The sequence below is a fragment of the Streptomyces sp. NPDC038200 genome (assembly GCF_055600785.1).
The window spans coordinates 183,404-209,237 of record NZ_JBVJYH010000005.1 but is presented as its reverse complement, the minus strand read 5'-3'; the positions used below and the strand labels follow the sequence as shown (position 1 = coordinate 209,237).

Below are 25,834 nucleotides of genomic sequence, written 5' to 3'. Positions count from 1 at the left end.
GGCCCCGGGGCGCGGCGAACCGCCCCGGCGGTCACCGCGCGACCGCGCGCCCACGCCCCTCAAGCGGCCCTTCGGGCCTGCGCCTTCCGCAACCAGTACATCGCCGACAGGGGTAGCAGCACGGGGATGAAGACGTAGCCCATGCCGTACTTCGACCACACCGTCGCGTCCGGGAACGCCGAGGGCTCCACCAGCGTCCACGTGCCGACGATCAGCACACCCGCCAGCTCGGCGGCGCAGCACACCAGCGCCGCCCGGCGAGCGGTCTCCCCGCCCCGGACCAGGGTGTAGGTGATGAACCCGTACACCACGCCGGCCAGGGCGGACAGGGAGTAGGCGAGCGGCGCCCGGTCGAACTCCGTCGAGATCTGGTAGACGGAACGCGACACCGCCCCGACCACCATCACGCCGTAGAACCAGACGAGCAGCATGCCCGGCCCGCCGATCAACCGGGCCGGCTTCTCCTCCACCGCCGTCACCTCAGCCTCCCCAGATGTCGTAGAGCCGTACTTCCAGGACGGCCAGCACCACGCCGCCCGCCGCGACCGTCACCGAGCCCCAGCGGGTCCGCTCGGCCAGCGACATGAGGCCCGCCGCCGGAACGCAGGCGAACGCACCCAGCAGATACGCCACGAAGATCGTCGTGCCCTGCTCCGGCTTCTCGCCCCGCGCCAGCTGCACGATGCCGATCACCAGCTGGACCACGGCCAGCAGCGACACCACGGCCATGCCGATGAAGTGCCAGTCCTTCGTCGGCTGGTCGCGAGAGGCGGCCCAGCCGCACCAGGCGGCGAGCAACAGCGCGGCGACCCCGGTCACCAGCGTCAGGGCATTGAGCATGCGGTGACCTTAATACGCCCGAAACGGGCCGGGGCCGTCGCCCCCGCCGAACGCCGTAGGGTCTAGACCATGACGATCCACGCGCACGCCCTTCTGTTCGACAACGACGGCACTCTCGTCTCCTCCCTCGACTCCGTCGAGCGCTGCTGGACCCGCTGGGCCCGGGAGTACGGGATCACCGCCGAGGAGTTCGGGCGCGTGGAACTGCACGGGCGCACGGCCGTCGAGATCGTCGCCGACCTGCTGCCCGCCCGCCTGGTCCCGGAGGCGGTCGCCCGGGTCGAGCAGCTGGAGGTCGAGGACGTGCCGAACGGCGGCGTGCGTCTGCTGCCCGGCACCCGGGAGTTCCTGGACGCCCTGCCGGCCGACCGCTGGACCGTGGTCACCTCCGCCACCCGCCGCCTGGCCGAGGCCCGCCTGGGCGCCGTCGGCATCACTCCTAAGGCACTGGTCTCCGCCGACGACGTCACCCGCGGCAAGCCCGACCCCGAGCCCTATCTGCTGGCCGCCCGGCAGCTCGGCGTCGACCCCGCCCACTGCGTCGTCTTCGAGGACGCCCCCGCCGGACTGCGGGCGGGCCGCGCGGCCGGCATGACCACCGTGGCGTTGGCCACAACCCACCCGGCGGCCGAACTGGACGCCGACCTGGTGGTGAGGGACCTGTCGGCCTTGTCGGCACTGGCCACCGCCGGGGGAGTGGAGATCGCCCTGCGCGGCTGACCCCCCGCCCGGCCCTGTCCGCCGCTGTCCACGATGCGGACAGCGGCGGCCGGTCAGGACCGTAGGTCTGGTTTACTGATCGCATGACCACGACGAGCAGCCGCACCCTTGCGACCGAGGCGACCCGCACGCCCGGTGCTCGTTGTATGTGTCCGTGTCGAATGTGCGCTTTCTAGAGGGCCCCCGCAGCACCAGAGCCTCGCGCCCCGAAGCGAGAGCCGCGGCCCGTCCGGCGTCCGAACCCGGCCGTACGCGACCGAGAGCCGCCCCGCGCACACGACGTTCTCCCCGGTTCCACCGCCACCCGAGAACCGTGCCGCGTCCCTGAACGAACGCACGAAACGCTCCGTGTCCGGGCACACCCACGCCCGTGCACTCGACAGTGACGGAAACCCACGTGATCACCACCTCGGGCCTGACCAAGGTCTACCGCTCCCGCGGCCGTGAGGTCACCGCCCTCGACGGCGTCGATCTGCACGTCCGTGAAGGCGAGGTCTACGGCGTCATCGGCCAGTCCGGCGCCGGCAAGTCCTCCCTCATCCGCTGCGTCAACCTGCTGGAGCGCCCCACCTCCGGCACCGTGACCGTCGCCGGGCAGGACCTCACCGCCCTGGCCGGCCGCGGCCCGCGCGCGGGCAAGGAGCTGCGCCGGGCCCGCAGCCGGATCGGCATGGTCTTCCAGCACTTCAACCTGCTGTCCTCGCGGACCGTGCAGGACAACATCGAGCTGCCGCTCGAGATCCTCGGCAGGTCCGGCAAGGACCGCTCCCGCAAGGCGCTCGAACTGCTCGACCTGGTCGGCCTCGCCGACAAGGCCAAGGCCTACCCCGCCCAGCTCTCCGGCGGCCAGAAGCAGCGCGTCGGCATCGCCCGAGCCCTCGCCGGCGACCCCAAGGTGCTGCTCTCCGACGAGGCCACCAGCGCCCTCGACCCGGAGACCACCCGCTCCATCCTCCAGCTGCTGCGCGACCTGAACCGGCAGCTGGGCCTGACCGTCCTGCTCATCACCCACGAGATGGACGTCGTGAAGTCGATCTGCGACTCCGCGGCCCTCATGGAGAAGGGCCGGATCGTGGAGTCCGGCACGGTCAGCGAGCTGCTGGCCACCCCGGGCTCCGAGCTGGCCGCCGCGCTGTTCCCCGTGGGCGGCGAGGCCACCGGCGCCGACCGGACCGTCCTCGACATCACCTTCCACGGCGAGGCCGCCACCCAGCCGGTCATCTCCCAGCTCTCGCGCACCTACAACATCGACATCTCGATCCTCGGCGCCGCCATCGACACCGTCGGCGGCCTCCAGGTCGGCCGTATGCGCATCGAACTGCCCGGCCGTTACGAGGACAACGTGGTGCCGGTCGGCTTCCTGCGCGAACAGGGCCTGCAGATCGACGTCGTCGGCGAAGAGGGCCAGGAGCCCGTGCTCGTGAAGGATGGTGCCAAGTGACCTGGTCCGAGATGCAGCCCCTGCTGGAGCAGGCGTGTTGGGACACCCTCTACATGGTCGGCTGGTCCACCGTCATAGCCGTCGTCGGCGGGCTCCCGCTCGGCCTCCTGCTCGTCCTCACCGACAAGGGCGGGCTGCTGCAGAACGTCGTGGTGAACAAGGTCATCGGGCAGGTCGTGAACGTCGCCCGCTCGATGCCGTTCATCATCCTCATGGTCGCCCTGATGACCTTCACCCGCTGGATCACCGGCACCACCATCGGCCGTGAGGCCGCCATCGTGCCGCTCGCCGTCGGCGCCATCCCGTTCTTCGCCCGCCTGGTGGAGATGTCCGTCCGGGAAGTGGACGGCGGGCTCGTCGAGGCGGTGCAGTCCATGGGCGGCAGCACCTGGAAGGTCGTCCGCAGCGTGCTCGTGCCCGAGGCGCTCCCGTCCCTCATCTCGGGCACCACCACCACGATCGTCGCCCTCATCGGCTACTCGGCCATGGCGGGCACGGTCGGCGCCGGCGGCCTCGGTGACGTGGCCGTCCGCTACGGCTACCAGCGCTTCGAGACCGGAATGATGTGGATCACGGTGGCCATCCTGGCCGTCGTCATCTCCCTGCTCCAGTTCGTCGGCGACTTCGCGGCCCGCTCGCTGCACCGCCGCACCGGCCGGACCAGCGGCCTGCTCCTGTTCCGGCCGCTGCGCGGCATCTTCTCCGGCACGGTCGCCACCGAAGCCGTCAGGAAGAGCTGACCCGCACCCCCCTCCGTTCTCCCCGTTCACCCGTACACGGGGTCGCACCACCCTTAAGGAAAGGCACTTTTCGTGCGTAACACCGCCAAGCTCACCACCGCCGTCCTCGCCGCCGGAGCCCTCACCTTCGGGCTGACCGCCTGCGGCTCCGACAAGGACTCCGGCTCCTCCGACGGCAGCGGCCCGCTGGTCGTCGCCGCGAGCCCGACCCCGCACGCCGAGATCCTCGACTTCGTCAAGGACAAGCTGGCGAAGAAGGCGGGCCTCGACCTGGAGGTCAAGGAGTTCACCGACTACATCACGCCGAACACGGCGACCGAGGACGGCTCGGTGGACGCCAACTACTTCCAGAACCAGCCGTACCTCGACGACTTCAACAAGAAGCGCGGCACCCACATCGTGCCCGTCGTCACGGTGCACCTGGAGCCGCTCGGCCTGTACTCCCACAAGGTCAAGAAGGCCGACGCCCTCAAGAGCGGTGCGACCGTCGCCGTCCCCAACGACGCCGTCAACGAGGCCCGCGCCCTGAAGCTGCTCGCCGCCAACGGGCTCATCACCCTCAAGGACGGCGTCGGCAACGAGGCGACCCCGCAGGACATCACCAAGAACCCCAAGAACCTCAAGTTCAAGGAGGTCGAGGCGGCCCAGACCCCGCGCTCCCTGGAGGACGTGGACGCGGCCGTGGTGAACGGCAACTACGCCATCTCCGCGGGCCTGAAGCCCGCCACGGAGGCTCTCGTCCTGGAGTCCCCGAAGAACAACCCCTACGGCAACTTCCTCGCCGTGAAGAAGGGCGACGAGAAGGACCCGCGGGTCGAGAAGCTCGCCAAGCTCCTCACCTCGCCCGAGGTCAAGAAGTTCATCGAGGACAAGTACCAGGGCTCGGTCATCCCGTCCTTCTGAGCCGTTCTAGGGGGACTGCAACGATGCGCAAGTCCGTCGTCGCCGTGGCGGCCCTGGCCCTCGGCCTCACCGCCTGCGGCTCCGGCACGGACTCCGGCAAGGGCGGTGGCAAGGACGACACCCTCGTCGTCGGCGCCACCGCCGTCCCGGCCGGCGAGGTGCTCACCTACGTCAAGGACCACCTCGCCGCCAAGGCCGGCCTGAAGCTGGAGATCAAGGAGTTCACGGACTACGTCCTGCCGAACACCGCCCTCCAGGAGGGCGAGCTGGACGCGAACCTCTACCAGAACCAGCCCTACCTGGACGACTTCAACAAGTCCAAGGGCACCGACCTCGTCTCGGTCGTGAAGCCCTACCTGCCGCCCATGGGTGTCTACTCCCACACGGTCCGAAGCGTCGGCAAGCTCCCCGACGGAGCCACCGTCGCCGTGCCGGGCGACACCACCAACGAGGGCCGCGCCCTCAAGCTGCTGGCCGCCGGCGGCGTCATCGAACTGAAGGCCGGCGCCGGCGCCGACGCGTCCCCCGTGGACGTCTCGGCCAACCCGCGGCACCTGAAGTTCAAGGAGCTGGAGGCCGCCCAGCTGCCCCGCTCCCTCGACGACGTCGACGCCGCGGTGATCAACAACAACTACGCCCAGGACGCGGGCCTCAGCCCCGCCAAGGACGCGATCCTCCTGGAGTCGGCGAAGGACAACCCCTACGCCAACCTCCTCGCCGTGAAACGCGGCAACGAGGACGACCCCCGGGTGAAGAAGCTCGCCGAGCTGCTCGTCTCGCCCGAGGTGCGCGCGTTCATCCAGGACAAGTACCACGGGTCCGTCCTGCCGGTGAGCGCCGGCTGACGGCACGCACACGGCGTTTCGCGACGCACGGGGTCCACTCCCTCACCGGGTGTGGACCCCGTTGTGCGGTTCAGTGGTTTCATGCTGCATGCTGGGCAGTTCAGCAGGCCTGACGGCCCTGACGGTCTTTCGACGATTTTCCGAAGGTTACGGAGCGGCGCATGACGAGCACCTTCCCCAACATCTCCATCAGCACGGAGCGGTTGGTGCTGCGTCCCCTCGACGAGGACGACGTGCCCGCCCTGGCCGACATGATGAACGACGAGCAGGTCGTCGCCTGGACCACCGTGCCCCACCCCTACACCGAGGCCGACGCCCGCCGGTGGATCACCGGGACCGCCCCGGCGGAACGCACCGAGGGCCGCGGCATCGTCCTCGCCGTCACCGAGTTCCTCACCCAGCGGCTCGTGGGTGTCGTGCACCTGAGGAACACGGACTGGCGCGTCCGCTCCAGCGAGATCGCCTACGTCACCGCCCCCTGGGCACGCGGCGAGGGCTACGCCTCCGAGGCGGCCCTCGCCACCGCCCAGTGGCTGTTCCACCACCGGAAGTTCGAGCGGCTCGAACTGCGCACCGCCGCCGACAACACCGCCTCCCAGCAGGTCGCCCAGAAGATCGGCTGTATCAGCGAGGGCGTGCTCCGCAACGCCTGGATAGCCCGCACCAGGACCGAGGACGGGACCTGGACCGAGGTGCGCACGGACGTCATCGTCTGGAGCCTGCTGCCGGAGGACCTGGCCGGGGTCAGCGAGCAGCTGGCCGACACGGGTGGCTTCACCTCGTACTCGGACTGGAACTGAGCCCGCGCGCGACCGGCCCGCGAACCCAGGTACTCTCACGGAGCCCGCCCAGGGCTTCCCCCCCGCCAGCAGACCTGCGCAGAACCACGGGAGACTGACGACGATGGCCGACCGGGTCACGGTGATCGGCTGGGACGGCTCGCCGCTGACCGCCGCGGCACGCGCCGCCCTCGGCGCCGCCACGCTCGTGGCCGGCGCCGCCCACCATCTGACGCTGCCCGAGATCCCGCCCGCGGCCGAGCGCATCCGCCTCGGCAGCGTGGCCCTGGCCGCCCGCCGCATCGCCGCCCACCGCGGCACCGCCGTCGTCCTCGCCGACGGCGACCCCGGCTTCTTCGGCGTCGTACGGACCCTGCGCGCGCCCGAGTTCGGCCTGGAGGTCGAGGTCGTCGCCGCCGTCTCCTCGGTCGCCGCCGCCTTCGCCCGCGCCGGCATGCCCTGGGACGACGCCCAGGTCGTCGTCGCCCACCCGCGCACCCTGCGCCGCGCCGTGAACGTCTGCCGCGCCCACACCAAGGTCGCCGTCCTCACCGCACCGGGTGCCGGCCCCGCCGAGCTGGGGCTGCTCCTGGAGGGCGTCCACCGCACCTTCGTCATCTGCGAGGAACTGGGCACCGAACGCGAACAGCTCTCCATCGTCACCTCCGACAAGGCCGCCGACCACACCTGGCGCGACCCCAACGTCGTCATCGTCATCGGCGGACCGGCCGGCGCGGGGGAGGGCGGCGGCTGGATCGCCGGCCGCGACCCGGGCGCCGGCCCGCGCGGCTGGGTGCAGCCCGACGAGAGCTACGGTCCCGGACCGGGCGGCGGCCTCGGCGAGGGCGAGACGGGACTGCTCCGCGCCGCCCAACTCGCCCGCCTCGGGCCCCGGGTCGGCGACCTCGTGTGGGACATCGGCTGCGGCTCCGGCGCCTTCGCCGCCGAGGCCGCACACGCCGGCGCGGCCGTCATCGCCGTCGACCACGACCCCGCCGCCTGCGCCCGCACCGAGGGGGCCGCGCGCCGGTCCGGCGTGCAGCTCCAGGTCGTCCACGGCAGCGCCCCGCACGTCCTCGAAAACCTGCCCGAACCGGACGTCGTGCGGGTGGGCGGCGGGGGACCGGCGGTCGTCTCCGCGGTCGCCGACCGGCGCCCGCAGCGCATCGTCACGCACGCCGCGACCCGGGACACCGCCGAACGCCTCGGCCGCGACCTGACCGAGCACGGCTACCGGGTCGAATGCGCCCTGCTCCAGTCCGTGGAACTCGACACCAGGGCCTGGACCGAGACCGAGCGGAACGTAGCGTTCCTGCTCAGCGGGGTATTGCCGGATCGCGCCCCGTGATCCTGTTGTCGTACCGCGCGCGGTAGGCTGGCCGATCGTTGTACCGCACCGGTGGCCCGAACTTCGTTCGCCAATGTCCGGAACGCACGCCCGTTTTGGGGTGGGTGCGGTACTGCGGAACCGGAGGACGCGCAACGTGGCGCAGTCCACAGCGGACTGTCGCGGATCATGCTGTCGCGACGGCGGAACGGCCGGGACAATGCCACTGAATGGCTTTGTCGCCTTTTCCGGCGGGTCGTTCGTGCCGCTGGGCACGGACGCTCGTTCTTCACTGCGGGGCGGTCGGTGCGCCGTTCCGGTTGAGCTGGTCGTAGGAGCACTAACCGATGGGCGAGGGGTACGCATGACCGACACCGGCCAGGTCCCGGGCGAGGGACAGCCGGAGGGCGCAGGCATGGTGGAACAGCCGGGCGTCCCCGCGCACGGCGCGTACACCTACCTCTCCGAGGCGCCCGCCGAGGACGAAGACCTGCTGCTGCCGGGTGCCCAGGGCGCGTGGGGCAACGAGGTGCCGCCACCGGCTCCGGAGCCGGTGGTGGAAGCCGTCCACGAGCCGGGCCCGCACGAGACGGCCGGTCGTGACAGCGGCTCGGTCGACCTCAGCGGTGTCCGCCTGCCCGACCCGGGTCCGGCGTCGGTTCCGCCGTCGCCCATCCTCTCCACGCCGCACGACCCGACGGCGGCCCCGCAGCCGCCGCGCCGCCCGCTGCACCTCGGTCCGCCGATCCCCGACGCCTCCGCGAGCCCGGTCCGCTCCCTCGCCGACCGCGGCCCGGCGGGAGCGCCGGTACGGCAGCCCGGTCCGCCGGCCACGGGCCCGGAGTACCTCGACGCCCAGCCGCAGATGGCTCCGCAGAGCGCGGCCCCCTGGGGCGCGGCCCCGGCCCAGGCCGGCGCACCGGCACCGGCTGCCGAAACGGTCAGCCCGCCCCTGCCCGCGCCCGCCGAGGCGACCGACGCCGCCCAGGCCGCCATGGCCCGCCTCGCCCACCAGGCCGCGGCCGAGAGCACGGCGGGCGACACCGGTCAGATGCAGGTCGTACACGGCCACGACGGCGTGCAGCCGGCGCACGGCCACGACGGGGTGTACACCGCGCCGACGGACGCGCCCGCCGAGGACCTCCCGGCCGCGCTGACTCCGGAGGCGGCGGCTGCGCGGACGCCGGTCGTGCCGGGTGCGGAGGGTGTCCAGGCACCCGTGATCCCGGGTGCCGAGGGTGCTCCGGATGCGGAGGGTGCCCAGGCTGCCGTGGTCGGCGCCGAGACGGTTGCCGGGGGTGCCGTGCTCGACGGTGGCGTTGCCGCCGAGGTGCCGTCGGCGTCGGCGGAGGATGCCGTTCCGGCTGCCGAAGGGGCCGTTGCGCCGCCCGAGGGCGGGGACCCGGCGCAGACACCGGCCGAAGCGGTCCCGCCCACCGGGGTACCGGGCGCGGTCCAGGATCCGGCACTCGCGCAGGGTGCCGATGCCGCCGCCGGTCAGGTTGAGGCGGACGCGGTGGAGCAGGACGGCGCTGCGGCGCAGGCCGCACCAGAACTCGCCACGCCGGACCAAGCCGTGCCGGAACTCGCCACACCGGACGAGGACGTGCCGGACCTTGCGGCGCCGGACCAGGCCGTACCGGACGTCCCCGCTCCGGACCAGACCGTACGCGATCAGACGCCGGACAGCGCGCAGGCCGTGCAGGCTGTGGAGACCGCGCAACCTGCGGAGGCCACGCAGGCTGTGGAGACCGCGCAGGCTGCGGAGAGCGCCGGTGCCGCAGGAACGCCCGAGGCTGATGCGGCGCTGGCCGAGCCCGCGGTGGCCGGCCCGGCGGTGGCGGAGACTGCTGTGGCGGAGGCCGCGGTGGCGGAGGCGGCTCAGCCGACCCCGGCTGCCGAGCCGGTCGCGGAAGGCGCGCCGCCCGTGGAAGGCGTGCAGCCCGCGGAGGGTGTGCAGGTTGCCGACTCCGCTCAGGGCATCGACCCGGCGCAGGTTGTCGATCCCGCTCAGGGCATCGACCCGGCGCAGGTTGCCGATCCCGCTCAGTCGCAGCCTTCTGCCGAGGTCCCGGGCGTCGCCGCTCAGGGCGCCGTCGTGTCTCCCGACCCGGTCGAGGTCCCGGGCGTGGCCCAGGCCGCCGACCCGGTCGTCGCCGAGGCACCGGCCGCACCGGCCGCACCCGCCGCCGAGGCACCGGCCGATGTCGTTGCCGGGCCCGCCGCCCCGCAGGGCGTTGCCGAGACCACGGACGGCGCCGTTCCGGCTCAGCCGGGCCCGGACGCCGCCGTCACCGGCGACGCCGTACCGGCCGACCAGCCCGCCGTCGCGCAGGCCCCGGAACCCGGTGCCCCCGCCCCGGCGGCCCCGCAGGAGGCACCGCACGGTCAGGCACCGCAGACGGCGGCCGCCCCCCTGACCGAGGCCCCCTTGACCGAGGCCCCGCTGTCCGAGGCCCCCCAGCCTCAGGCACCCCAAGCCCAGGCCCAGGCCCCCGTGGCGCCGCAGGCCGAAGCGGTCGTCGTCGCCGAAGTGCCGCAGGCCGAGGCGGTCGTCGCGGCGCAGGACACCGTGCCCGCCGGTGACAGCGCCCCCGAGGCCGTGGTGCCGGCCGACCCGGCCGGCCGCCAGGTGCAGGGGCCGCAGCTCGCCGAGCAGGCCGCGCCCACCGCCGACACCCCGGCCGTGCCCGCTGTACCGCAGCCGCAGCCGCAGCCGCAGTCGTCGGTGGACACCGCCGAACCGGCACCGGTCGCCGGCCCCGCAGGGCCGCAGCTCCAGCCGCAGGCGCCGGACACCGCCGTGGCCGCGCAGGCACCGGACCCGGAGGGGTCGCTGCCCCCCGGCCTGCCGGTGGAGCCCAGCCCTGAGCCGCCGCTCGGGGAGTTCGTGCAGGTGGAGGGCCAGGTGCCCACCACCCCGCACCTGGCGCCCACCCCGCCGCGGCCCTTCGTCGTGCCCGCCGAGGGCGTGCCGGCACCGGACCCGCAGGGCCCGCAGGAGCAGACGGAACCCGTGGTCACGGTGCCCGCGCAGCGCGAGGGCGAGCCCGGCGTCGTACCGGCCGCGCCGGACGCGGAGTTCACCCCCGACGTCGTCCAGCACGCGGAGGACCTGCAGACCAGGGCCGCCGACCAGGAAGAGAGCACGGCCGCAGTGGCGGAAGCACGACAGTCCACCGGCCCGGCCGCGCCCGGATACGCCGACGCCGAGCGCGAGGCCGTCCTGAAGGTGATGCGCGAGCGTCGCGACATCCGCAACGGCTTCCGCGGCGACCCCATCCCGCACGAGGTGCTGCTGAGGGTCCTGGAGGCGGCGCACACCGCGCCCTCCGTCGGCCACTCGCAGCCCTGGGACTTCGTCGTCATCAGATCCGCCGAGACCCGGCGGACGATGCACGAACTGGCGATGCGTCAGCGCGAGGCCTACGCCAAGTCGCTGCCGAAGGGCCGGGCCAAGCAGTTCAAGGAACTGAAGATCGAGGCCATCCTCGACACCCCGGTCAACATCGTCGTCACCGCCGACCCCACCCGCGGCGGCCGGCACACGCTCGGCCGTCACACCCAGCCGCAGATGGCGCCCTACTCCTCGGCGCTCGCGGTGGAGAATCTCTGGCTCGCCGCCCGCGCCGAAGGCCTCGGCGTCGGCTGGGTCAGCTTCTTCGACGAGCGGGAGATGGTCCGCGCGCTCGGCCTGCCCGAGCATCTGGAGGTCGTCGCCTACCTGTGTGTCGGGTACGTCGACGAGTTCCCGGACGAGCCCGAGCTGATGCAGGCCGGCTGGTCCAAGCGACGCCCCCTGTCCTGGGTGGTGCACGAGGAGACGTACGGCCGCCGCGCCCTTCCCGGAGAGGAACCCCACGACCTGCTCGCCGAGACCGTCGCACAGATCCGCCCGCTCGACGCCAAGGCGCTCGGCGAGGCGTGGGAGCGCCAGAAGCGTATGACCAAGCCGGCCGGCGCGCTCGGCATGCTGGAGATCATCTCCGCGCAGCTGTCCGGGCTGTCCCGGCAGTGCCCGCCGCCGATCCCGGAACCCGCCGCCGTCGCGATCTTCGCCGGCGACCACGGTGTCCACGCCCAGGGCGTCACCCCCTGGCCGCAGGAGGTCACGGCCCAGATGGTGGCCAACTTCCTCGGCGGGGGAGCCGTCTGCAACGCCTTCGCCACCCAGGTCGGCGCCGAGGTGTGCGTCGTGGACGTGGGCGTGGCCGCCGACCTGCCGGCCACCCCGGGCCTGCTGCCGCGCAAGATCCGCGGGGGCACGTCCGACATGACCACCGGCCCCGCGATGACCCGCGAGGAGGCCAAGGCGGCCATCGAGGTGGGCATCGAGACCGCCCGCGACCTGGTGGCCGCCGGGAACAAGGCGCTGCTCACCGGTGAGATGGGCATCGCCAACACCACCTCCTCGGCCGCGCTGATCTCGGTCTTCACCGGGGCCGACCCGGCGGAGGTGACCGGCCGCGGCACGGGCATCAACGACGAGACGCTGGCCCGCAAGACCGAGGTGGTCCGCCGCGCCCTGGAGCTGCACCAGCCGGATCCGGCCGATCCGATCGGCGTCCTCGCGGCCATCGGCGGCTTCGAGCACGCGGCCATGGTCGGCCTGCTCCTCGGCGGTGCCTCGCTGCGTACGCCGGTGATCCTGGACGGCGTCAGCGCCGGCGCCGCGGCCCTGGTCGCCCGTGCGATCGCCCCCGAGGTCCTCGCGGCCTGCATCGCCGGCCACCGCAGCGCCGAGCCCGGACACGTGGCGGCCCTCAACAAGCTGGGCCTGCGCCCGCTGGTCGACCTCGACCTCCGCCTCGGCGAGGGCACGGGCGCGCTGCTGGCGCTGCCGCTGGTGCAGAGCACGGCCCGGGCGATGCACGAGGTGGCCACGTTCGATTCGGCGGGAGTCACCGAGAAGTAGCCGTCGCACGGGGGTGGTCCGGTGTTCAGCTGCCGGACCACCCCTGCCGTCTGCCGTGCCCACGGCATAAAATCCGCACGTCAGGGCCGCTCCGAAGGTGCAGCGCGCCCATTTCACAGCTGCACGAGGAGCCGTACCTCATGGCCGAACACCCCGCCTACCCCGTAGGTCTCCGCCTCTCCGGTCGCCGTGTGGTCGTCCTCGGCGGCGGCCAGGTGGCTCAGCGGCGTCTGCCGGCGCTCATCGCCGCGGGTGCGGACATCGTGCTGGTCTCTCCGGAGGCGACGCCCTCCGTCGAGGCCATGGCGGACGCGGGCGAGATCACCTGGACCAGGCGGCCCTACGAGGACGGCGACCTCGCCGAGGCCTGGTACGCCCTCATCGCCACCAGCGACCCCGAGGCCAACACCGCCGCCTCGGCCGAGGCGGAGCGCCACCGCGTCTGGTGCGTCCGCTCCGACGACGCCGACCGTGCGACGGCGTGGACGCCGGCGACCGGCCACAGCGAGGGTGTCACCGTCGCCGTGCTCACCACGCACGCGCGGGGCCGCGACCCCCGCCACACCGCCGCCATCCGGGACGCGGTCGTCGAGGGCCTGCGCGACGGCACCCTCGTCGCCCCGCACCACCGCACCCGCACCGCCGGCGTGGCCCTGGTCGGCGGCGGCCCCGGCGACCCCGACCTGATCACGGTCCGCGGCCGGCGTCTCCTCGCCGAGGCGGACGTCGTCATCGCCGACCGGCTCGGCCCGCGCGACCTGCTCGCCGAACTCCCGCCGCACGTCGAGGTGATCGACGCGGCCAAGATCCCGTACGGCCGCTACATGGCCCAGGAGGCCATCAACAACGCGCTCGTCGAGCACGCCCGGCAGGGCAAGGCGGTCGTCCGGCTCAAGGGCGGTGACCCCTACGTCTTCGGCCGGGGCATGGAGGAGGTCCAGGCGCTCGCCGAGGCCGGCATCGCGTGCACGGTGGTCCCGGGCATCTCCAGCTCCATCTCCGTGCCGGGCGCCGCCGGCATCCCGGTCACGCACCGCGGGGTGGCCCACGAGTTCACCGTGGTCAGCGGCCATGTCGCCCCGGACGACGAGCGTTCCCTGGTCGACTGGCCGGCGCTGGCCCGGCTCACCGGCACCCTGGTGATCCTGATGGGCGTCGACAAGATCGGGAAGATCGCGGAGACGCTCGTCGCGCACGGCAGGTCGCCGCAGACGCCGGTCGCCCTGGTCCAGGAGGGGACCACGGCCGCCCAGCGGCGCGTGGACGCCACGCTGGCCACGGTGGGCGAGACGGTGGTGGCCGAGGACGTGAAGCCCCCGGCGGTCATCGTCATCGGCGAGGTCGTCCGGGTCGGCCCCGCGACCCCCGCATGACCGTCCCTGCTCTCCGCGTGCCGGCCCCACCTTGGCTCGATCACGCGTAACCCGGGGTAACCCGCCCCTCCCAGCCGTTGGCACCACACCCAGGACAAGGCAGTATCACCCTGTGGCCGATCTCATCACCGTCGAGGATCCCGACGACCCGCGCCTCTCCGACTACACGGGCCTGACCGACGTCGAGCTGCGCCGCAAACGCGAGCCCGCCGAGGGCCTGTTCATCGCCGAGGGCGAGAAGGTCATCCGCAGGGCCAAGGAGGCCGGCTACGAGATGCGGTCGATGCTGCTCTCGGCCAAGTGGATCGACGTCATGCGCGACGTCATCGACGAACTCCCGGCCCCGGTGTACGCCGTCAGCCCGGAACTCGCCGAACGGGTCACCGGCTACCACGTGCACCGCGGCGCCCTCGCCTCCATGCAGCGCAAGCCGCTGCCGACGGCCGGTGAACTGCTCCGCTCCGCCCGCCGGGTCGTGATCATGGAATCCGTGAACGACCACACGAACATCGGGGCGATCTTCCGGTCGGCCGCGGCTCTCGGCATGGACGCGGTGCTGCTGTCGCCCGACTGCGCGGACCCGCTGTACCGGCGCAGCGTCAAGGTCAGCATGGGAGCGGTGTTCTCGGTGCCGTACGCCCGTCTGGAGACCTGGCCGAAGGGGCTGGACTCGGTCCGCGAGGCCGGCTTCACCCTGCTCGCGCTGACCCCGGACGACAAGGCCCGCACCCTGGACGAGGCCGCCCCGCACCAGATGGACCGGGTGGCGCTCATGCTCGGCGCCGAGGGCGACGGACTCTCCACCCAGGCGCTGGTCGCCGCCGACGAATGGGTCCGCATCCCGATGTCCCACGGCGTCGACTCGCTCAACGTGGGCGCGGCGGCCGCGGTGGCGTTCTACGCGGTGGCGACGGGCCGTCCCGCGTCCTGACCGGTCGTGAGCGGTCGGAGTCCTTCCGGGACGCCGCGCCGCCCTTCCCGGACACCGCCCGGGCGTGGCGCTCAGTTCCCGGCGTCGTGGCTCAGCGACGACTTGCGCGCGTCCGGCGTGAACCCGCCGTCGCCCGGCGGCGCGTGGCCCGGCTGCGTCTGCCGCTGCTGCCCGCCGCTGCCGTCGTCGCCGAGCCCGCGCGCCGGGCCCTGGCAGCCCTGGGCCAGCGCGATGCCGAGCGCCACCAGCAGCGTCACCACCACGAACACGAACAGCCGCTGGCGCAGCAGCCGCGGATTGGCCGGCCGCCGCCAGATCCCCGCCGGGCGCTGCCCCGGCCGCCCGGAACCGCCGCGCGGAGCGGGACGGCTGCCACCGGAGCGGGGGCCGCCGCGGCGCGGCACCGGAGTGGGGCGCGCCGCACCCGGCCGGGCGGCGGCACCGCGCGGGCCGCTGCCGCCGCGTGAGGCCACCCCACCGCGGGACGGCGTCTCGCCGCGTGAGGCCTCGCCCCGGGAGGGCATACCGCCCCGGGCCGGAGTGCCACCGCGCGGCAGCGGCGTACCGGGGGAGGTACGCCGCTGGGTGCGCTGTTGTTCGGGATAGGTGTCGCCGAGCCGCCCGGTGGGCCGATCGGCCTCGGCGGCACGCGGCACCGGCGGTCGTCCGCCGTCCAGGCCCTGCGCCTCCCGGGCGGCGATCTCCTTGAGCCGCAGCGACAGCTGCAGGGTGCTGGGCCGTTCGTCGGGGTCCTTCGCCAGACAGGCCCGGATGAGAGGGGCCAGCGCGTCCGGTACGCCGTACAGCTGCGGTTCCTCGTGCACCACCCGGTACAGCATCACCTCGGAACTGCCGTGTCCGAAGGGCGAGTCACCGGTCGAGGCGTAGGCCAGGGTCGCGCCCAGGGAGAAGACGTCCGTGGCGGGGGTGACCACCGCGCCGCGCACCTGCTCGGGGGCGAGGAAGCCGGGGGAGCCGACCGCGGTGCCCACATGGGTGAGCGTGGAGGCGCCGGTGGCCCAGGCGATGCCGAAGTCGATGATCCGGGGTCCCTTGGGGGACAGCAGGATGTTGGAGGGCTTCAGATCCCGGTGGACGACACCGGCCTCGTGCACGGCGACCAGCCCCTCGGACAGGGCCGCGCCGACCGCCGCGGTGTCCGCCGCGCCGAGAGCGCCCTCGTCGGCGACCTTGTCGTGCAGGGACGGGCCGGGCACGTACTGGGTGGCGAACCAGGGCCGCTCGGCCTCCAGGTCGGCGGCGACCAGCCGGGCCGTGCAGCCGCCGCGGATGCGCCGGGCCGCCGACACCTCGCGCGCGAACCGCGACCGGAACTCCTGGTCCTCCGCGAGGTCGGGCCGGATCACCTTCAGTGCGACGCGTTGGCCCTTCTTGTCGGAGCCGAGGTAGACCACGCCCATCCCACCCGCGCCGAGCCGTCGGTGAAGCCTGAACGAGCCGACGACGCGCGGGTCCTCGCGCCTCAGGCGCATCATCGCCATGTTCATCCCCGCTGCCCGGTCCCTGTGACGAGGCACAGCTTACGTTTCCACGGCCGCCTGCGCGCATAGGCCGCGCCCTCTCGGCCGGACGGATTGTGTGGGCCGTCCGGGGGAGGTGAAACGCGGTCAAGAAGCCACGCCGTACGGCGACTTTGCGTCATGGTCGAGGTCAACCAGCCGATGGGACAGGGAGGTTGGACGTGGGCGAGAACGCGGAAAGCCGGTCGGTACTCCCGTCGGCCTGCCGTCGCCGGCGGCCCGCGGCCCCGGCCGTGACCCGGGGTGCGGTCCGCTCCCGGTCCCCGTCCGGACCCCGATCGGAGTGAGCGAAGTCACGCCGTTCGAGTCACCGGATGCTTCGGATATGACCGGACAGAGCGGGCGGCCCCCTCCGGGAAGACCCCGATACACGGATCCGTGTCTCCACCCAGGGGAGTACTCCGCAGGTCGTGGCTCATCCTCCGGGAGGCCCGGCAATCGGTACGAAGGCATGACGCCGGACGTGTCCCCCGCGCCTAGATTTGAGGTCAAGCGGCGGGTGCAGCACTCGTCCCCCGAGGTCAGGCACCCGCCGCCGCACACGACAACCAAGACGGTTCAGGAGAGGGACCATGGCCTACACGGCACCGCGACGCACCGCGTTCGCTCCCCGCCGGACAGGCCGTCGCCACCCCTTGGTGGCGACGCTCATGGCCCTTCCCCTGGCGGCCCTGCTCCTGCTCGTCTTCGACGGCTGGGAGACGGTGGCCACACAGGCGTCGTCCGTGGGTGCGATGCTGGGGCGCTGAGCGGCGACCCCAGGCCCGGAAGAGCGGTCCGGGCGGGGACATCGGTCCATGAAACCCCGTGGGGACGGGGGTACGGCGGACGGCACAAATGCCGGCGCAGCTGGGGAGCTGCGCCGGCATTGGCCGTTTCGCGCCCCGTGTCCCCGGGCACCGAACCAGCCGACAGCCGACAGCCGACAGCCGACAGCCGACAGCCGACAGCCGACAGCCGACAGCCGACAGCCGACAGCCGCCCGCCGTGGCTCGCGGGCCGTCGTGCGTCCGCGGGTGCGCGTCCGCGGGTGTGTCGCGGTCGGTACTCTCGGTCGAACAGCCCCCGGCCCGAGGCAGCCTTGACCGCAGACACAGACACAGACACAGACACAGACACAGGCACCGGCACAGACGCGCGTACCCGCGCGGAGGCCGGCACCGGCGCAGGCGCCGGCGTCCACGCAGGCATCCGCGCGGACACCGCCGCGGACGCGAGCGGCTCCGGGGGCGCGGGCGGCTCCGCGGACGCAGCGGTCGGCACAGACGCCGGTACAGACGCCGGCACCGGCGCCCGTACGGGCGCGGGCGCTCCCGTCCTCGTCTCCGTGCTCGCCACCCATGCCCGGGCCGCCGCGCATCCCGGCGTCCCCGCCGCCCCCTGTGGCTGCGGCAGCACCCCTCTCGCCGACCGCCAGGACGCCACCGTCGTCCGTCACGCCGGCGTCGTCGCCAAGGCCCATGCCCCGGACACCGACTCCGCCGCCCTGGCCCTCCGCGTCGCCGTGGCCGCCCGCCTCCCGGAGCTGCTCCTCCCCCCGCTCACCGCCCGCGCCCCCACCCCGCTGCACGGCCGCCCGGTGACCCTGTGGCCGTACGGCGTCCCCGTGGACCCCGACGACCCGGACGCGGCTCCCTGGGAAGCCGCCGCCACCCTCCTGGCCCGTCTGCACCGCAGCCCCGTCCCCACCGGCCTCCCCGCGATGCGCGGCCCCGCCAAAGCCGCCCGCGCGCTCGGCCGACTCCGCGCCGCCCTGGGCGCCGCCCCTCACCGCGCCGACGCCCACGAGGCCGCCCGTGCCGTCACGGCCGCCTGGGCCGCGCTGCCCTCCTGGGCCCGGTCGGCGGCCCCGATGCCCGGCCCGGCGTCCCTCTGCCACGGTGATCTGCACCTCGGCCAGCTCGTCCGGCACCCGGCACCGGACGGGCCGTGGAAGCTGATCGACGTGGACGACCTCGGCGCCGGCGTCCCGGCCTGGGACCTCGCCCGTCCCGCCGCCTGGTACGCCTGCGGACTCCTCCCGCCCGACGAGTGGACCCGCTTCCTGACCGCCTACCGGCGGGCCGGCGGCCCGGCCGTACCCGCGGACGGCGACCCCTGGCCGGCCCTGGACGTCCCCGCTCGCGCGCTCACCGCGCAGACGGCCGCCCTGGCGATCACCAAGGCGCTCGCGGGGGAGCGCCCGCTGGACGAGGTGGAGCAGGCCGTGGTCGACGCCTGCGCGCGCATGCCGGCCGTCCCGTCCCAGCTCCCCGGCCCCCCTCGACCGGCGCCCGGAATCCCGGGCTAGGCTGCAACCGCCCGGGGGGCGGACGGAGTCTGTCCTGGGGAAACACGAAGCAGGACCGACCGGCGAGGAGTTGAGCCGACCATGCAGTGTCCGAAGTGCCATGCGCCGATGCACACCTACAACCGCAATGGCGTCCAGATCGAGCAGTGCAGCGGCTGCCGCGGCATCTTCCTCGACTACGGCGAGCTGGAGGCGCTGACCCGCCTGGAGTCCCAGTGGTCGCAGCCGGCCCCGCCGCCGCCCGCCGCCCCGCAGGCCTACCCCGCGGCCCCGGCAGCCCCCGCCTGGGGCGCCCCGCAGGGCGGTCACCACGGCGGTCACGGTCAGTACGGCCACCACCGCCACAAGAGCTTCGGCCACATGCTCTTCTCCAGCTGAGCACACGAAGAAGCCCCCGGCCGTACGAGACGGCCGGGGGCTTCTTGCTGTGTGGACGATACTGGGATTGAACCAGTGACCTCTTCCGTGTCAGGGAAGCGCTCTCCCGCTGAGCTAATCGTCCGCGGGCTGTGACTCACGAGTCACAGACAGTGCGCGATACTGGGATTGAACCAGTGACCTCTTCCGTGTCAGGGAAGCGCTCTCCCGCTGAGCTAATCGCGCGGGTGGGACCTTCGAGAAGATCCAGGATCCGAAGATCCAGTGGACGATACTGGGATTGAACCAGTGACCTCTTCCGTGTCAGGGAAGCGCTCTCCCGCTGAGCTAATCGTCCTTGGAGGTGGAGACGGGATTTGAACCCGTGTAGACGGCTTTGCAGGCCGTTGCCTCGCCTCTCGGCCACTCCACCAGGAGTGTAGGGGATCGGGATGACCCCTTCTTCCTTTGAGCGGACGACGAGGCTCGAACTCGCGACCTCAACCTTGGCAAGGTTGCGCTCTACCAACTGAGCTACGTCCGCTTGTCGTTTCGTTCCGCTTCCGCGTCCCGGCGACGTGTTGAACTCTAGCGGATTCCCGGGCCAGCACAAAAACGCGTTTGCGCAGCGTGCTGCGGTGCACTCGGCGGACCCGGTGGCCGGGGCCCCCTCCGGGACATCCCGGGGCCACCTCGCGGACACCCGACCTAGACTCGACCACGTGCTCCTCCACCCTCCTCTCGCCCGCTTCGGCGACCGCGTCGCCGGCGGCCTCCTCGACGTCACCAGCGATCCGGCCGCCCTGGACTCCACCGGCTTCTGGGCCGTCTGCGCGGACTTCGAGGGCCGGCTGACCTGCGCCCGCTTCGCGGAGGTACGGGAGGAGCCGGTGCCCGCGCCGGTGCCCGGACGGTGGCGGGGCCCCGACCCGGGGGACTGGACCTCCTCCCTGGACCGCGCCGCGTACACGGCGGCCGTCCACCGGATCCGCGAGCACATCGCGGCCGGCGAGGTCTACCAGGCCAACCTCTGCCGGGTGCTCGGCGCGCCCGTGGCCCCCGACGCCGACGTGGACGCCCTGACCGCCCTGCTGGCCCGCGGCAACCCGGCGCCGTACGCGGGAACGATCCGGCTGCCGGAGCACGGAGTGGAGATCGCCACCGCCTCGCCCGAGCTGTTCCTGCGCCGGGACGGCCGTACGGTCGAGTCGGGGCCGATCAAGGGCACCGGACGCACCGAGGCGGATCTCCTGGAGAAGGACTACGCCGAGAACGTGATGATCGTGGACCTGGTCCGCAACGACATCGGGCGCGTCTGCGCGACCGGCAGCGTGACCGTCCCCGACCTGTGCGCCGTGGAGAAGCATCCGGGGCTCGTCCATCTCGTCTCCACCGTGCGCGGCGAGCTGCGCGAGGACGCCGGGTGGCCGGAGCTGCTGGCCGCGGCCTTCCCGCCCGGCTCGGTCACCGGCGCCCCCAAGTCGAGCGCCCTCAGGATCATCGAGGCGCTGGAGACGGCCCCCCGCGGCCCGTACTGCGGCGGCATCGGCTGGGTGGACGCCGACCGGGGCACCGCCGAGCTGGCCGTGGGCATACGCACCTTCTGGATCGACCGCGCCGAGGGCGTCCTGCGTTTCGGCACCGGCGCCGGCATCACCTGGGGGTCCGATCCCGAGGGGGAGTGGCGGGAGACCGAGCTGAAGGCGTCCCGGCTGCTCGCGGTGGCGTCGGGCGCCTACGAGGAGATCGAAGGAGCGTTCGCATGAGGATCTGGCTGGACGGCGGGCTGCGGGACCTGGAAGCCGCCCGGGTCTCCGTCCTCGACCACGGGCTGACCGTCGGTGACGGCGTCTTCGAGACCGTGAAGGCGGTCCTGGGCGAGCCGTTCGCGCTCACCCGGCACCTCGACCGGCTGTCCCGCTCGGCCCGCGTCCTCGGCCTGCCCGACCCGGACCACGACGAGGTGCGCCGCGCCTGCACGGCCGTGCTGGAGGCCAACCCGATGCCGCGGGGCCGGCTGCGGATCACCTACACCGGCGGACACGGCCCGCTCGGCGTCGGCCGCGGCGAGCACGGCCCGACCCTCGTGGTCGCCGTCGGCGAGACGACCCGCCGTCCCGACTCCACCGCGGTGATCACCGTCCCGTGGACCCGCAACGAACGCGGCGCCCTCACCGGCGTGAAGACCACCTCGTACGCCGAGAACGTCGTCGCGCTGGCCCGCGCCCACGAACAGGGAGCCTCCGAGGCGCTGTTCGGCAACACGGTCGGACAGCTCTGCGAGGGCACCGGGTCGAACGTCTTCGTCGTCCTGGACGGGGAGATCCACACCCCGCCGGTCGCCTCCGGCTGCCTGCCCGGCGTCACCCGGGCCCTGGTCGTCGAGTGGACCGGCGCCAAGGAGACCGACCTGCCGCTGGACGTCCTCCGGGACGCGGACGAGGTCTTTCTGACCTCCACCCTGCGGGACGTCCAGGCCGTGCACCGGGTCGACGACCGCCAACTACCCGGCACCCCGGGCCCGGTGACCGCCGAGGCCATGCGCGTCTTCGACGAGCGGTGCGGGCAGGACCTGGACCCCTGATCCGGGAAGCCGGCCGGCGGCCGCGCGGAAAAACGGGCTGACGGGGTGGTGCGCTGCGGGTAGAACACCTGTGATGACGACGACCCTGCGGCCGGCCGAGCCGCTTCAGCAGCATCCCGACGGGACCCGTTCGCGCCGCTACCAGGTGTGCGTCAACAGCCGGCCCGTCGGCGAGATCCACCTCGGCACCTCGCCGTCCCTGGGCGACTCCGTGGCCCGCGTCCTCGACCTGCGGATCGCCGAGCCCGACCGGCGGCGCGGCCGTGCCACGGTGGCCGCGCTGGCCGCCGAGGAGGTGGCGCGCGGCTGGGGCTGCCGCCAGATCGAGACCGTGGTACCCGCCCCGGCGGACATCGCCCTGCGGCTGTTCCGGACGCTCGGCTACACGCTGCGCAACCGCGGTATGGAGAAGCACCTCGGTGCCGTACCGCCCGGACTGCCGGCGGGCAGCGGCGCGCGGCCCATGACGGAGGCCGAGTACGAGGCGTGGTACGCCCACGAGACCGAGCATTACGCCCGGGACTGGATCGAGCGGGGCGTGCCCGAAGCGGCGGCCCGTGCCAAGGCCCGCAGCGACCACGAGACGCTCCTGCCGGACGGCCTCGCCTCCGACGGCATGGTCTTCAGCGTCCTGGAGCACGAGGGGACCCGGGTGGGCACGCTGTGGCTGGCCCTCCAGGACACCAAGGCGTTCGTGTTCGACGTGGAGACCGACAGGGCCCACCGCGGCCGGGGGCACGGCCGCACGCTGATGCTGCTGGCGGAACGCCAGACGATCGAGGCGGGCCGCCGGGTCCTCGGCCTCAACGTGTTCGGGGGCAACACCCCGGCCGAGCGGCTGTACGAGTCACTCGGCTACGAGACGACGGCCCACGCACTGTCCAAGCCCCTGCTGTAGACGTGTCCGTGCAGACGCGTCCCGCGTAGACGGGTTCCGTGCAGACGTGCCCCGTGCAGACGGGATCTGTCGTGTTCCGCGCAGACGGGAGGGCCGTCGTGTTCCGCGCAGACGTGTCCCGGTCCGATCCCGTGGCGCGGGATGTTCCGGGTCCGGGCCTGTGCTCGGGGGAGTGCTCGGGTCCGAGCCTGTGCCGGGGGACGTGTCCCGCGGGTCAGGCCTCTCGCTCGGCCAGCAGGCGGTCGGCGATCTCCTCGATCCGCTCGCGCAGCCCCTCCTGGCTCTTGCCGCCGTCGAGGCGCTCGCCGCCGATGACGTACGTGGGGGTGCCGGTCACGCCGATCGCCTTGCCCTCGGCCTGGTCGGCGTCGACGACGAGGATGTGCCGGCCGTCGATCAGCGCGGTGTCGAACTCCTCGGCGTCCAGACCGAGTTCCCGGGCCGTCTCGACCAGGAAGGGTTCCCCCGTACGGTTCAGCTCCTCCACCCGCTCCAGCACGGCCTCCACGTACGGCCAGCCCTTGCCCTGCTCCAACGCCTCCTCGGCGGCCTGGGCGGCGGCGAAGGCGTGCTGGTGCTTCTCCAGCGGGAAGTGCCGCAGCCGCAGCTCCAGCCGGTCGCCGTAGCGGGCGCGCAGGGCGCGGACGTCGTCGAGGGCGCTGCGGCAGTCGGGGCACTGCAGTTCGCACCAGAGGTCGAGGACGAGGGCATCGGTGCGTGCGGGGGAGGAGTCGCTCATGCCCACCAGTCTTCCAGGCCGGGCGCGGGCGACCCAACCGGGACGGTCGCGACCCAACCGTGACCGTCCCGGGCGAACCAGCGAACCAGCGAACCAGCGAACCAGCGACCGTGCGGGTCGGCGCCGGACCGGCACCGGCACGGGCACCGCAGGAGGAGACGACCCGGAGATCTCCCTGATGTCGGGCCGGAGCATGGCATCGCGGGGACCCGGCGGTGCACGATGGAAGCGACGAACCGAGCCCGCCGGGAGGACCGCATGATTGCCGAGACAGTGTGCTCCGCCGTGTCGGCGGCGGGCCTGGGTATCGCGGTGGTCACGGCCTACCGCAAGCGTTTCCTGTCGGCGGCCCGCATCGCGGCCTACTCCCTCGTGCCGGTCGGCCTGGTGATGACCGGGGTCGTCGGCTGGCTCACCGACACCGCCCTGAGCCCCACGGCCTGGGCGGGCTTCGGAGTGCTGGGCGCGGCCTGGCTGCTCTTCGCCGGTACGCGCGCGGTGGAGCGCCGGCGTGCGGGCGCCGGTGCCGGGCGCAGGACGACGGGACGGACGGAGCGGGAGGCGGTGGCGCCCGCGGCCCCGGCGCCGTCCCTGGGCGGAACGTCCCGTCCCGCGGCACGCCCGGCCGCCGCACGCCGGGGCGGCGCCTCGTCCTCCGGGGGTTCGGCGGAGGACTTCAGCGACATCGAGGCCATCCTGAAGAAGCACGGCATATGACAGTCACATGACTCGCTGAAACGACACAGTGGGTCCCGGGGTGTCCGGATTCGTTCACCAGCCGAACGAGACCTCACGGTATTCGGCGAACTCCCGCAAGATCCCTGTGCGCTGATCGCGGGCGGGGTGCCGGGTGCGTCATGATCTGCCGCAAGATGCTGGACACGACAGAGAGCGAGGCCGCGGCGCCGCCCAAGGACGAGCCGCGCGGGTGCCTCTTCGCCCTATCCCAGCCACCGCTGATGATCTTCCTTGCGGTGATCGGGTGTCTGCTGCTCATGGCTGCGCTGCACGACCTGCTGCTGCTGTGAGCCGTACACGTCCGTCCCGGCGCCACCCGCCGGGACCGACGTCGCATCGAGCGGGCGACGGGCCGACGACGCATCCGGCATCCCGCGGGCAGGCGACCGACCAGGTCGGCGGCGGACACGAGACCAAGAGGGCTTACGGCAGGCAGGAACGGCGGAGGAGGCTCGCGGCGGGCACGGAACGGCGGAGGCCGGCAGGCACGGGAGTCAGACCCCCTCACCACCCCGCACGCGCGTACGCCTCAGCCCGCCGCCTCTTTGCGCCGGGCCCGGTAGGCGGCGACATGCAGCCGGTTCCCGCAGGTGCGGCTGTCGCAGTAGCGGCGGGAGCGATTGCGGGAGAGGTCCACGAAGGCGCGCCGGCAGTCCGGTGCCTCGCAGCGCCGCAGCCGCTCCTGCTCCCCGGCCACCACGAAGAAGGCGAGCGCCATCCCGCAGTCGGCGGCCAGGTGGTCGGCCACGGAGGCGCCTGGCGCGAAGTAGTGCACATGCCAGTCGTAGCCGTCATGGTCCGTCAGTTGCGGGGTGGTACCCGCAGCGGCCACCAGCTCATTGATCATCATGGCGGCGGACCGGGCGTCCGGGGCCGCGAAGATCGCCGCGAACCGCCCCCTGACCCTGCGCACCGCCGAGAGGTCGAACTCCGACAGCACGCCGACATCGCTCATCTTGTGGTTTCGTACGAAATCCGTGAGAGCCGGGACATCGGGCAGTCCGTCGGCCGCCGCGTCGTCCTCCGGCGCGGAGTTCACCAGATCCACCACGGTGTCGAGGGCGCACCGGGTGTCGTGGGTGATCAGCACGTTTCGCTCCCTGGCCTGCCTGGGGTCGGGCGGGCGCCCGCCGATGCTGGCCGATGGTAGCGACAACCGCGCCGACCGCACCCACCCTTGCCCCAGCTCGCCCTGCCCCGCGGACCGGGCGTGGCCGGCCCCTCACGGAACGCAGCCGGGCGGCCACAGTCCGGCGCCGCCTCCGTGAACGCTCACGGTGACGGCGCCGGGCTGTGCCGCTTCCGGCTGTCTTGGCCCGAGCCGTCTCCCCGAGTGGACGGCGCCGGGCTGCTCCGAAGGGTCGCGACCGCGACCTAGCTCTCCGCCAGGATGTGCGAGAGCTCCTGATCCAGATCGAAGTGCCGGTGTTCCGTGCCGGGCGGCACGGCGGCGTCTGTTCGCTTCAGGAAGGACTCCAGGGCCCGCGCCGGGGCCTCGAGCAGCGCCTCCCCCTCCGGGGAACTGAGGGCGATGCACACGACGCCCTGGCCATGACTACGCGATGGCCAGACACGGACGTCGCCGGTGCCGGTGGGCCGATGAAGCCCCTCGGCGAGGAGGTCGCGGGCGAACACCCACTCGACGGTCTCCTCGGCTCCGGTGTGGAAGGTGGCGTGCACGGCGTAGGGGTCGGCCGTGTCGTACCGCAGGCCTGCGGGGACAGGCAGGGATGACTCGCTCGACACAACGAGGCGCAGGTGCAGCTCGCAGCTGACCGTGGTGTTCATAAGCGCCAGGGCCTTTCGCTCAGTGTGCGCTCGGGGATTCGCACGTCGGCGAAATCGACATGCCACCTACGGTGCCGTTGTAAAC

General features: G+C 73.2%; 24 protein-coding genes and 5 tRNA genes. 18 read left to right on the top strand and 11 right to left on the bottom strand.

Annotated elements, in window-relative coordinates; translation table 11 throughout:
• Positions 1-59 precede the first annotated feature (59 nt).
• On the bottom strand, positions 60-479 hold the full coding sequence (locus ACZ7KF_RS13175; RefSeq protein ID WP_471072736.1) for a hypothetical protein: 420 nt from the start codon (positions 477-479) through the stop codon (positions 60-62).
• A 1-nt stretch (position 480) separates the two neighbouring features.
• Positions 481-840, bottom strand: a complete 360-nt coding sequence (locus ACZ7KF_RS13170) for a hypothetical protein (RefSeq protein ID WP_471072733.1) — start codon at positions 838-840, stop codon at positions 481-483.
• A 69-nt stretch (positions 841-909) separates the two neighbouring features.
• Between ACZ7KF_RS13170 and ACZ7KF_RS13165 the strand changes: the two genes are divergently transcribed.
• The 10 genes from ACZ7KF_RS13165 to ACZ7KF_RS13120 all read left to right on the top strand — a co-directional run bounded on the left by ACZ7KF_RS13165 (position 910) and on the right by ACZ7KF_RS13120 (position 14,814).
• On the top strand, positions 910-1,560 hold the full coding sequence (locus ACZ7KF_RS13165; protein WP_471072730.1) for an HAD family hydrolase: 651 nt from the start codon (positions 910-912) through the stop codon (positions 1,558-1,560).
• A 397-nt stretch (positions 1,561-1,957) separates the two neighbouring features.
• Entirely contained in the window at positions 1,958-3,001 is a 1,044-nt protein-coding gene (locus tag ACZ7KF_RS13160) for a methionine ABC transporter ATP-binding protein (protein ID WP_471072727.1), read from the top strand.
• A complete protein-coding gene (locus ACZ7KF_RS13155) occupies positions 2,998-3,741 on the top strand; it encodes a methionine ABC transporter permease (protein WP_471072724.1) in 744 nt (247 codons plus the stop codon). The genes ACZ7KF_RS13160 and ACZ7KF_RS13155 overlap by 4 nt, the downstream gene beginning before the upstream one ends.
• A 72-nt stretch (positions 3,742-3,813) precedes the next feature.
• The gene (locus ACZ7KF_RS13150; RefSeq protein WP_471072721.1) at positions 3,814-4,644 is read left to right on the top strand and encodes a MetQ/NlpA family ABC transporter substrate-binding protein; all 831 of its coding nucleotides are present in this window, start codon (positions 3,814-3,816) and stop codon (positions 4,642-4,644) included.
• A 23-nt stretch (positions 4,645-4,667) separates the two neighbouring features.
• Positions 4,668-5,489, top strand: coding sequence for a MetQ/NlpA family ABC transporter substrate-binding protein (locus tag ACZ7KF_RS13145; RefSeq protein WP_471072718.1), 822 nt, complete (start codon positions 4,668-4,670; stop codon positions 5,487-5,489).
• 161 nt (positions 5,490-5,650) lie between these two features.
• Positions 5,651-6,289, top strand: a complete 639-nt coding sequence (locus ACZ7KF_RS13140) for a GNAT family N-acetyltransferase (protein ID WP_471072715.1) — start codon at positions 5,651-5,653, stop codon at positions 6,287-6,289.
• A 103-nt stretch (positions 6,290-6,392) separates the two neighbouring features.
• Complete coding sequence (cbiE, locus tag ACZ7KF_RS13135) at positions 6,393-7,616, top strand: precorrin-6y C5,15-methyltransferase (decarboxylating) subunit CbiE (protein ID WP_471072712.1); 1,224 nt, start codon at positions 6,393-6,395, stop codon at positions 7,614-7,616.
• A 343-nt stretch (positions 7,617-7,959) separates the two neighbouring features.
• Positions 7,960-12,510 (top strand): nicotinate-nucleotide--dimethylbenzimidazole phosphoribosyltransferase, encoded by a 4,551-nt coding sequence (gene cobT, locus ACZ7KF_RS13130; protein ID WP_471072709.1) that lies wholly within the window; start codon positions 7,960-7,962, stop codon positions 12,508-12,510.
• 140 nt (positions 12,511-12,650) lie between these two features.
• On the top strand, positions 12,651-13,883 hold the full coding sequence (cobA, locus tag ACZ7KF_RS13125; protein ID WP_471072706.1) for a uroporphyrinogen-III C-methyltransferase: 1,233 nt from the start codon (positions 12,651-12,653) through the stop codon (positions 13,881-13,883).
• A 112-nt stretch (positions 13,884-13,995) separates the two neighbouring features.
• Entirely contained in the window at positions 13,996-14,814 is an 819-nt protein-coding gene (locus ACZ7KF_RS13120) for a TrmH family RNA methyltransferase (protein ID WP_225821991.1), read from the top strand.
• 71 nt (positions 14,815-14,885) lie between these two features.
• On the opposite strand, the gene ACZ7KF_RS13115 is transcribed toward ACZ7KF_RS13120, so the two are convergent.
• Positions 14,886-16,322, bottom strand: a complete 1,437-nt coding sequence (locus tag ACZ7KF_RS13115) for a serine/threonine-protein kinase (protein ID WP_471072703.1) — start codon at positions 16,320-16,322, stop codon at positions 14,886-14,888.
• Positions 16,323-16,927: 605 nt separating this feature from the next.
• Here ACZ7KF_RS13115 and ACZ7KF_RS13110 point away from each other — a divergent pair.
• The 3 genes from ACZ7KF_RS13110 (at position 16,928) to ACZ7KF_RS13100 (ending at position 19,023) form a co-directional block, all read left to right on the top strand.
• A complete protein-coding gene (locus tag ACZ7KF_RS13110; RefSeq protein WP_030654904.1) occupies positions 16,928-17,104 on the top strand; it encodes a hypothetical protein in 177 nt (58 codons plus the stop codon).
• 578 nt (positions 17,105-17,682) lie between these two features.
• Entirely contained in the window at positions 17,683-18,645 is a 963-nt protein-coding gene (locus tag ACZ7KF_RS13105) for a phosphotransferase family protein (RefSeq protein WP_471072700.1), read from the top strand.
• Between the two features lie 81 nt (positions 18,646-18,726).
• A complete protein-coding gene (locus ACZ7KF_RS13100; RefSeq protein ID WP_471072698.1) occupies positions 18,727-19,023 on the top strand; it encodes a TFIIB-type zinc ribbon-containing protein in 297 nt (98 codons plus the stop codon).
• Between the two features lie 52 nt (positions 19,024-19,075).
• Here ACZ7KF_RS13100 and ACZ7KF_RS13095 read toward each other — a convergent pair.
• From ACZ7KF_RS13095 to ACZ7KF_RS13075, 5 genes are all read right to left on the bottom strand, one after another.
• Positions 19,076-19,147: transfer RNA gene (locus ACZ7KF_RS13095), tRNA-Val, on the bottom strand.
• 29 nt (positions 19,148-19,176) lie between these two features.
• A tRNA-Val gene (locus ACZ7KF_RS13090) sits at positions 19,177-19,248 on the bottom strand.
• Positions 19,249-19,288: 40 nt separating this feature from the next.
• Positions 19,289-19,360 (bottom strand) — tRNA-Val (locus ACZ7KF_RS13085).
• Position 19,361: 1 nt separating this feature from the next.
• A tRNA-Cys gene (locus ACZ7KF_RS13080) sits at positions 19,362-19,435 on the bottom strand.
• A 38-nt stretch (positions 19,436-19,473) separates the two neighbouring features.
• Positions 19,474-19,546, bottom strand: a tRNA-Gly gene (locus tag ACZ7KF_RS13075).
• Positions 19,547-19,724: 178 nt separating this feature from the next.
• On the opposite strand from ACZ7KF_RS13075, the gene ACZ7KF_RS13070 reads away from it, so the two are divergent.
• The 3 genes from ACZ7KF_RS13070 (at position 19,725) to ACZ7KF_RS13060 (ending at position 22,484) form a co-directional block, all read left to right on the top strand.
• Entirely contained in the window at positions 19,725-20,768 is a 1,044-nt protein-coding gene (locus ACZ7KF_RS13070) for a chorismate-binding protein (protein ID WP_471072695.1), read from the top strand.
• On the top strand, positions 20,765-21,586 hold the full coding sequence (locus tag ACZ7KF_RS13065; RefSeq protein ID WP_471072692.1) for an aminotransferase class IV: 822 nt from the start codon (positions 20,765-20,767) through the stop codon (positions 21,584-21,586). The genes ACZ7KF_RS13070 and ACZ7KF_RS13065 overlap by 4 nt, the downstream gene beginning before the upstream one ends.
• A 73-nt stretch (positions 21,587-21,659) precedes the next feature.
• On the top strand, positions 21,660-22,484 hold the full coding sequence (locus tag ACZ7KF_RS13060; RefSeq protein ID WP_471072689.1) for a GNAT family N-acetyltransferase: 825 nt from the start codon (positions 21,660-21,662) through the stop codon (positions 22,482-22,484).
• A 214-nt stretch (positions 22,485-22,698) separates the two neighbouring features.
• On the opposite strand, the gene ACZ7KF_RS13055 is transcribed toward ACZ7KF_RS13060, so the two are convergent.
• Positions 22,699-23,223, bottom strand: coding sequence for a DsbA family protein (locus tag ACZ7KF_RS13055; RefSeq protein ID WP_471072686.1), 525 nt, complete (start codon positions 23,221-23,223; stop codon positions 22,699-22,701).
• A 258-nt stretch (positions 23,224-23,481) separates the two neighbouring features.
• On the opposite strand from ACZ7KF_RS13055, the gene ACZ7KF_RS13050 reads away from it, so the two are divergent.
• Positions 23,482-23,940: a hypothetical protein gene (locus tag ACZ7KF_RS13050; RefSeq protein ID WP_471072683.1), complete on the top strand. Its 459-nt coding sequence runs from the start codon at positions 23,482-23,484 to the stop codon at positions 23,938-23,940.
• Positions 23,941-24,095: 155 nt separating this feature from the next.
• A complete protein-coding gene (locus tag ACZ7KF_RS13045; protein WP_471072681.1) occupies positions 24,096-24,251 on the top strand; it encodes a hypothetical protein in 156 nt (51 codons plus the stop codon).
• A gap of 239 nt (positions 24,252-24,490) precedes the next feature.
• Here ACZ7KF_RS13045 and ACZ7KF_RS13040 read toward each other — a convergent pair whose 3' ends face one another.
• Complete coding sequence (locus ACZ7KF_RS13040) at positions 24,491-25,051, bottom strand: CGNR zinc finger domain-containing protein (protein WP_471072678.1); 561 nt, start codon at positions 25,049-25,051, stop codon at positions 24,491-24,493.
• Between the two features lie 284 nt (positions 25,052-25,335).
• Positions 25,336-25,749, bottom strand: coding sequence for an SsgA family sporulation/cell division regulator (locus ACZ7KF_RS13035; protein WP_004002642.1), 414 nt, complete (start codon positions 25,747-25,749; stop codon positions 25,336-25,338).
• Between the last annotated feature and the right edge of the window lie 85 nt (positions 25,750-25,834).

Excerpts from the sequence above, each read along its gene's own strand:
- ACZ7KF_RS13140 (WP_471072715.1), top strand. The coding sequence starts at position 5,651 with ATGACGAGCACCTTCCCCAACATCTCCATCAGCACGGAGCGGTTGGTG.
- ACZ7KF_RS13110 (WP_030654904.1), top strand. The coding sequence starts at position 16,928 with ATGGCCTACACGGCACCGCGACGCACCGCGTTCGCTCCCCGCCGGACA.
- ACZ7KF_RS13115 (WP_471072703.1), bottom strand. The coding sequence starts at position 16,322 with ATGAACATGGCGATGATGCGCCTGAGGCGCGAGGACCCGCGCGTCGTC.
- ACZ7KF_RS13045 (WP_471072681.1), top strand. The coding sequence starts at position 24,096 with ATGCTGGACACGACAGAGAGCGAGGCCGCGGCGCCGCCCAAGGACGAG.
- cbiE (WP_471072712.1), top strand. The coding sequence starts at position 6,393 with ATGGCCGACCGGGTCACGGTGATCGGCTGGGACGGCTCGCCGCTGACC.
- ACZ7KF_RS13145 (WP_471072718.1), top strand. The coding sequence starts at position 4,668 with ATGCGCAAGTCCGTCGTCGCCGTGGCGGCCCTGGCCCTCGGCCTCACC.
- cobA (WP_471072706.1), top strand. The coding sequence starts at position 12,651 with ATGGCCGAACACCCCGCCTACCCCGTAGGTCTCCGCCTCTCCGGTCGC.
- ACZ7KF_RS13170 (WP_471072733.1), bottom strand. The coding sequence starts at position 840 with ATGCTCAATGCCCTGACGCTGGTGACCGGGGTCGCCGCGCTGTTGCTC.
- ACZ7KF_RS13065 (WP_471072692.1), top strand. The coding sequence starts at position 20,765 with ATGAGGATCTGGCTGGACGGCGGGCTGCGGGACCTGGAAGCCGCCCGG.
- ACZ7KF_RS13100 (WP_471072698.1), top strand. The coding sequence starts at position 18,727 with ATGCAGTGTCCGAAGTGCCATGCGCCGATGCACACCTACAACCGCAAT.
- ACZ7KF_RS13055 (WP_471072686.1), bottom strand. The coding sequence starts at position 23,223 with ATGAGCGACTCCTCCCCCGCACGCACCGATGCCCTCGTCCTCGACCTC.
- ACZ7KF_RS13165 (WP_471072730.1), top strand. The coding sequence starts at position 910 with ATGACGATCCACGCGCACGCCCTTCTGTTCGACAACGACGGCACTCTC.
- ACZ7KF_RS13035 (WP_004002642.1), bottom strand. The coding sequence starts at position 25,749 with ATGAACACCACGGTCAGCTGCGAGCTGCACCTGCGCCTCGTTGTGTCG.
- ACZ7KF_RS13060 (WP_471072689.1), top strand. The coding sequence starts at position 21,660 with ATGACGACGACCCTGCGGCCGGCCGAGCCGCTTCAGCAGCATCCCGAC.
- cobT (WP_471072709.1), top strand. The coding sequence starts at position 7,960 with ATGACCGACACCGGCCAGGTCCCGGGCGAGGGACAGCCGGAGGGCGCA.
- ACZ7KF_RS13050 (WP_471072683.1), top strand. The coding sequence starts at position 23,482 with ATGATTGCCGAGACAGTGTGCTCCGCCGTGTCGGCGGCGGGCCTGGGT.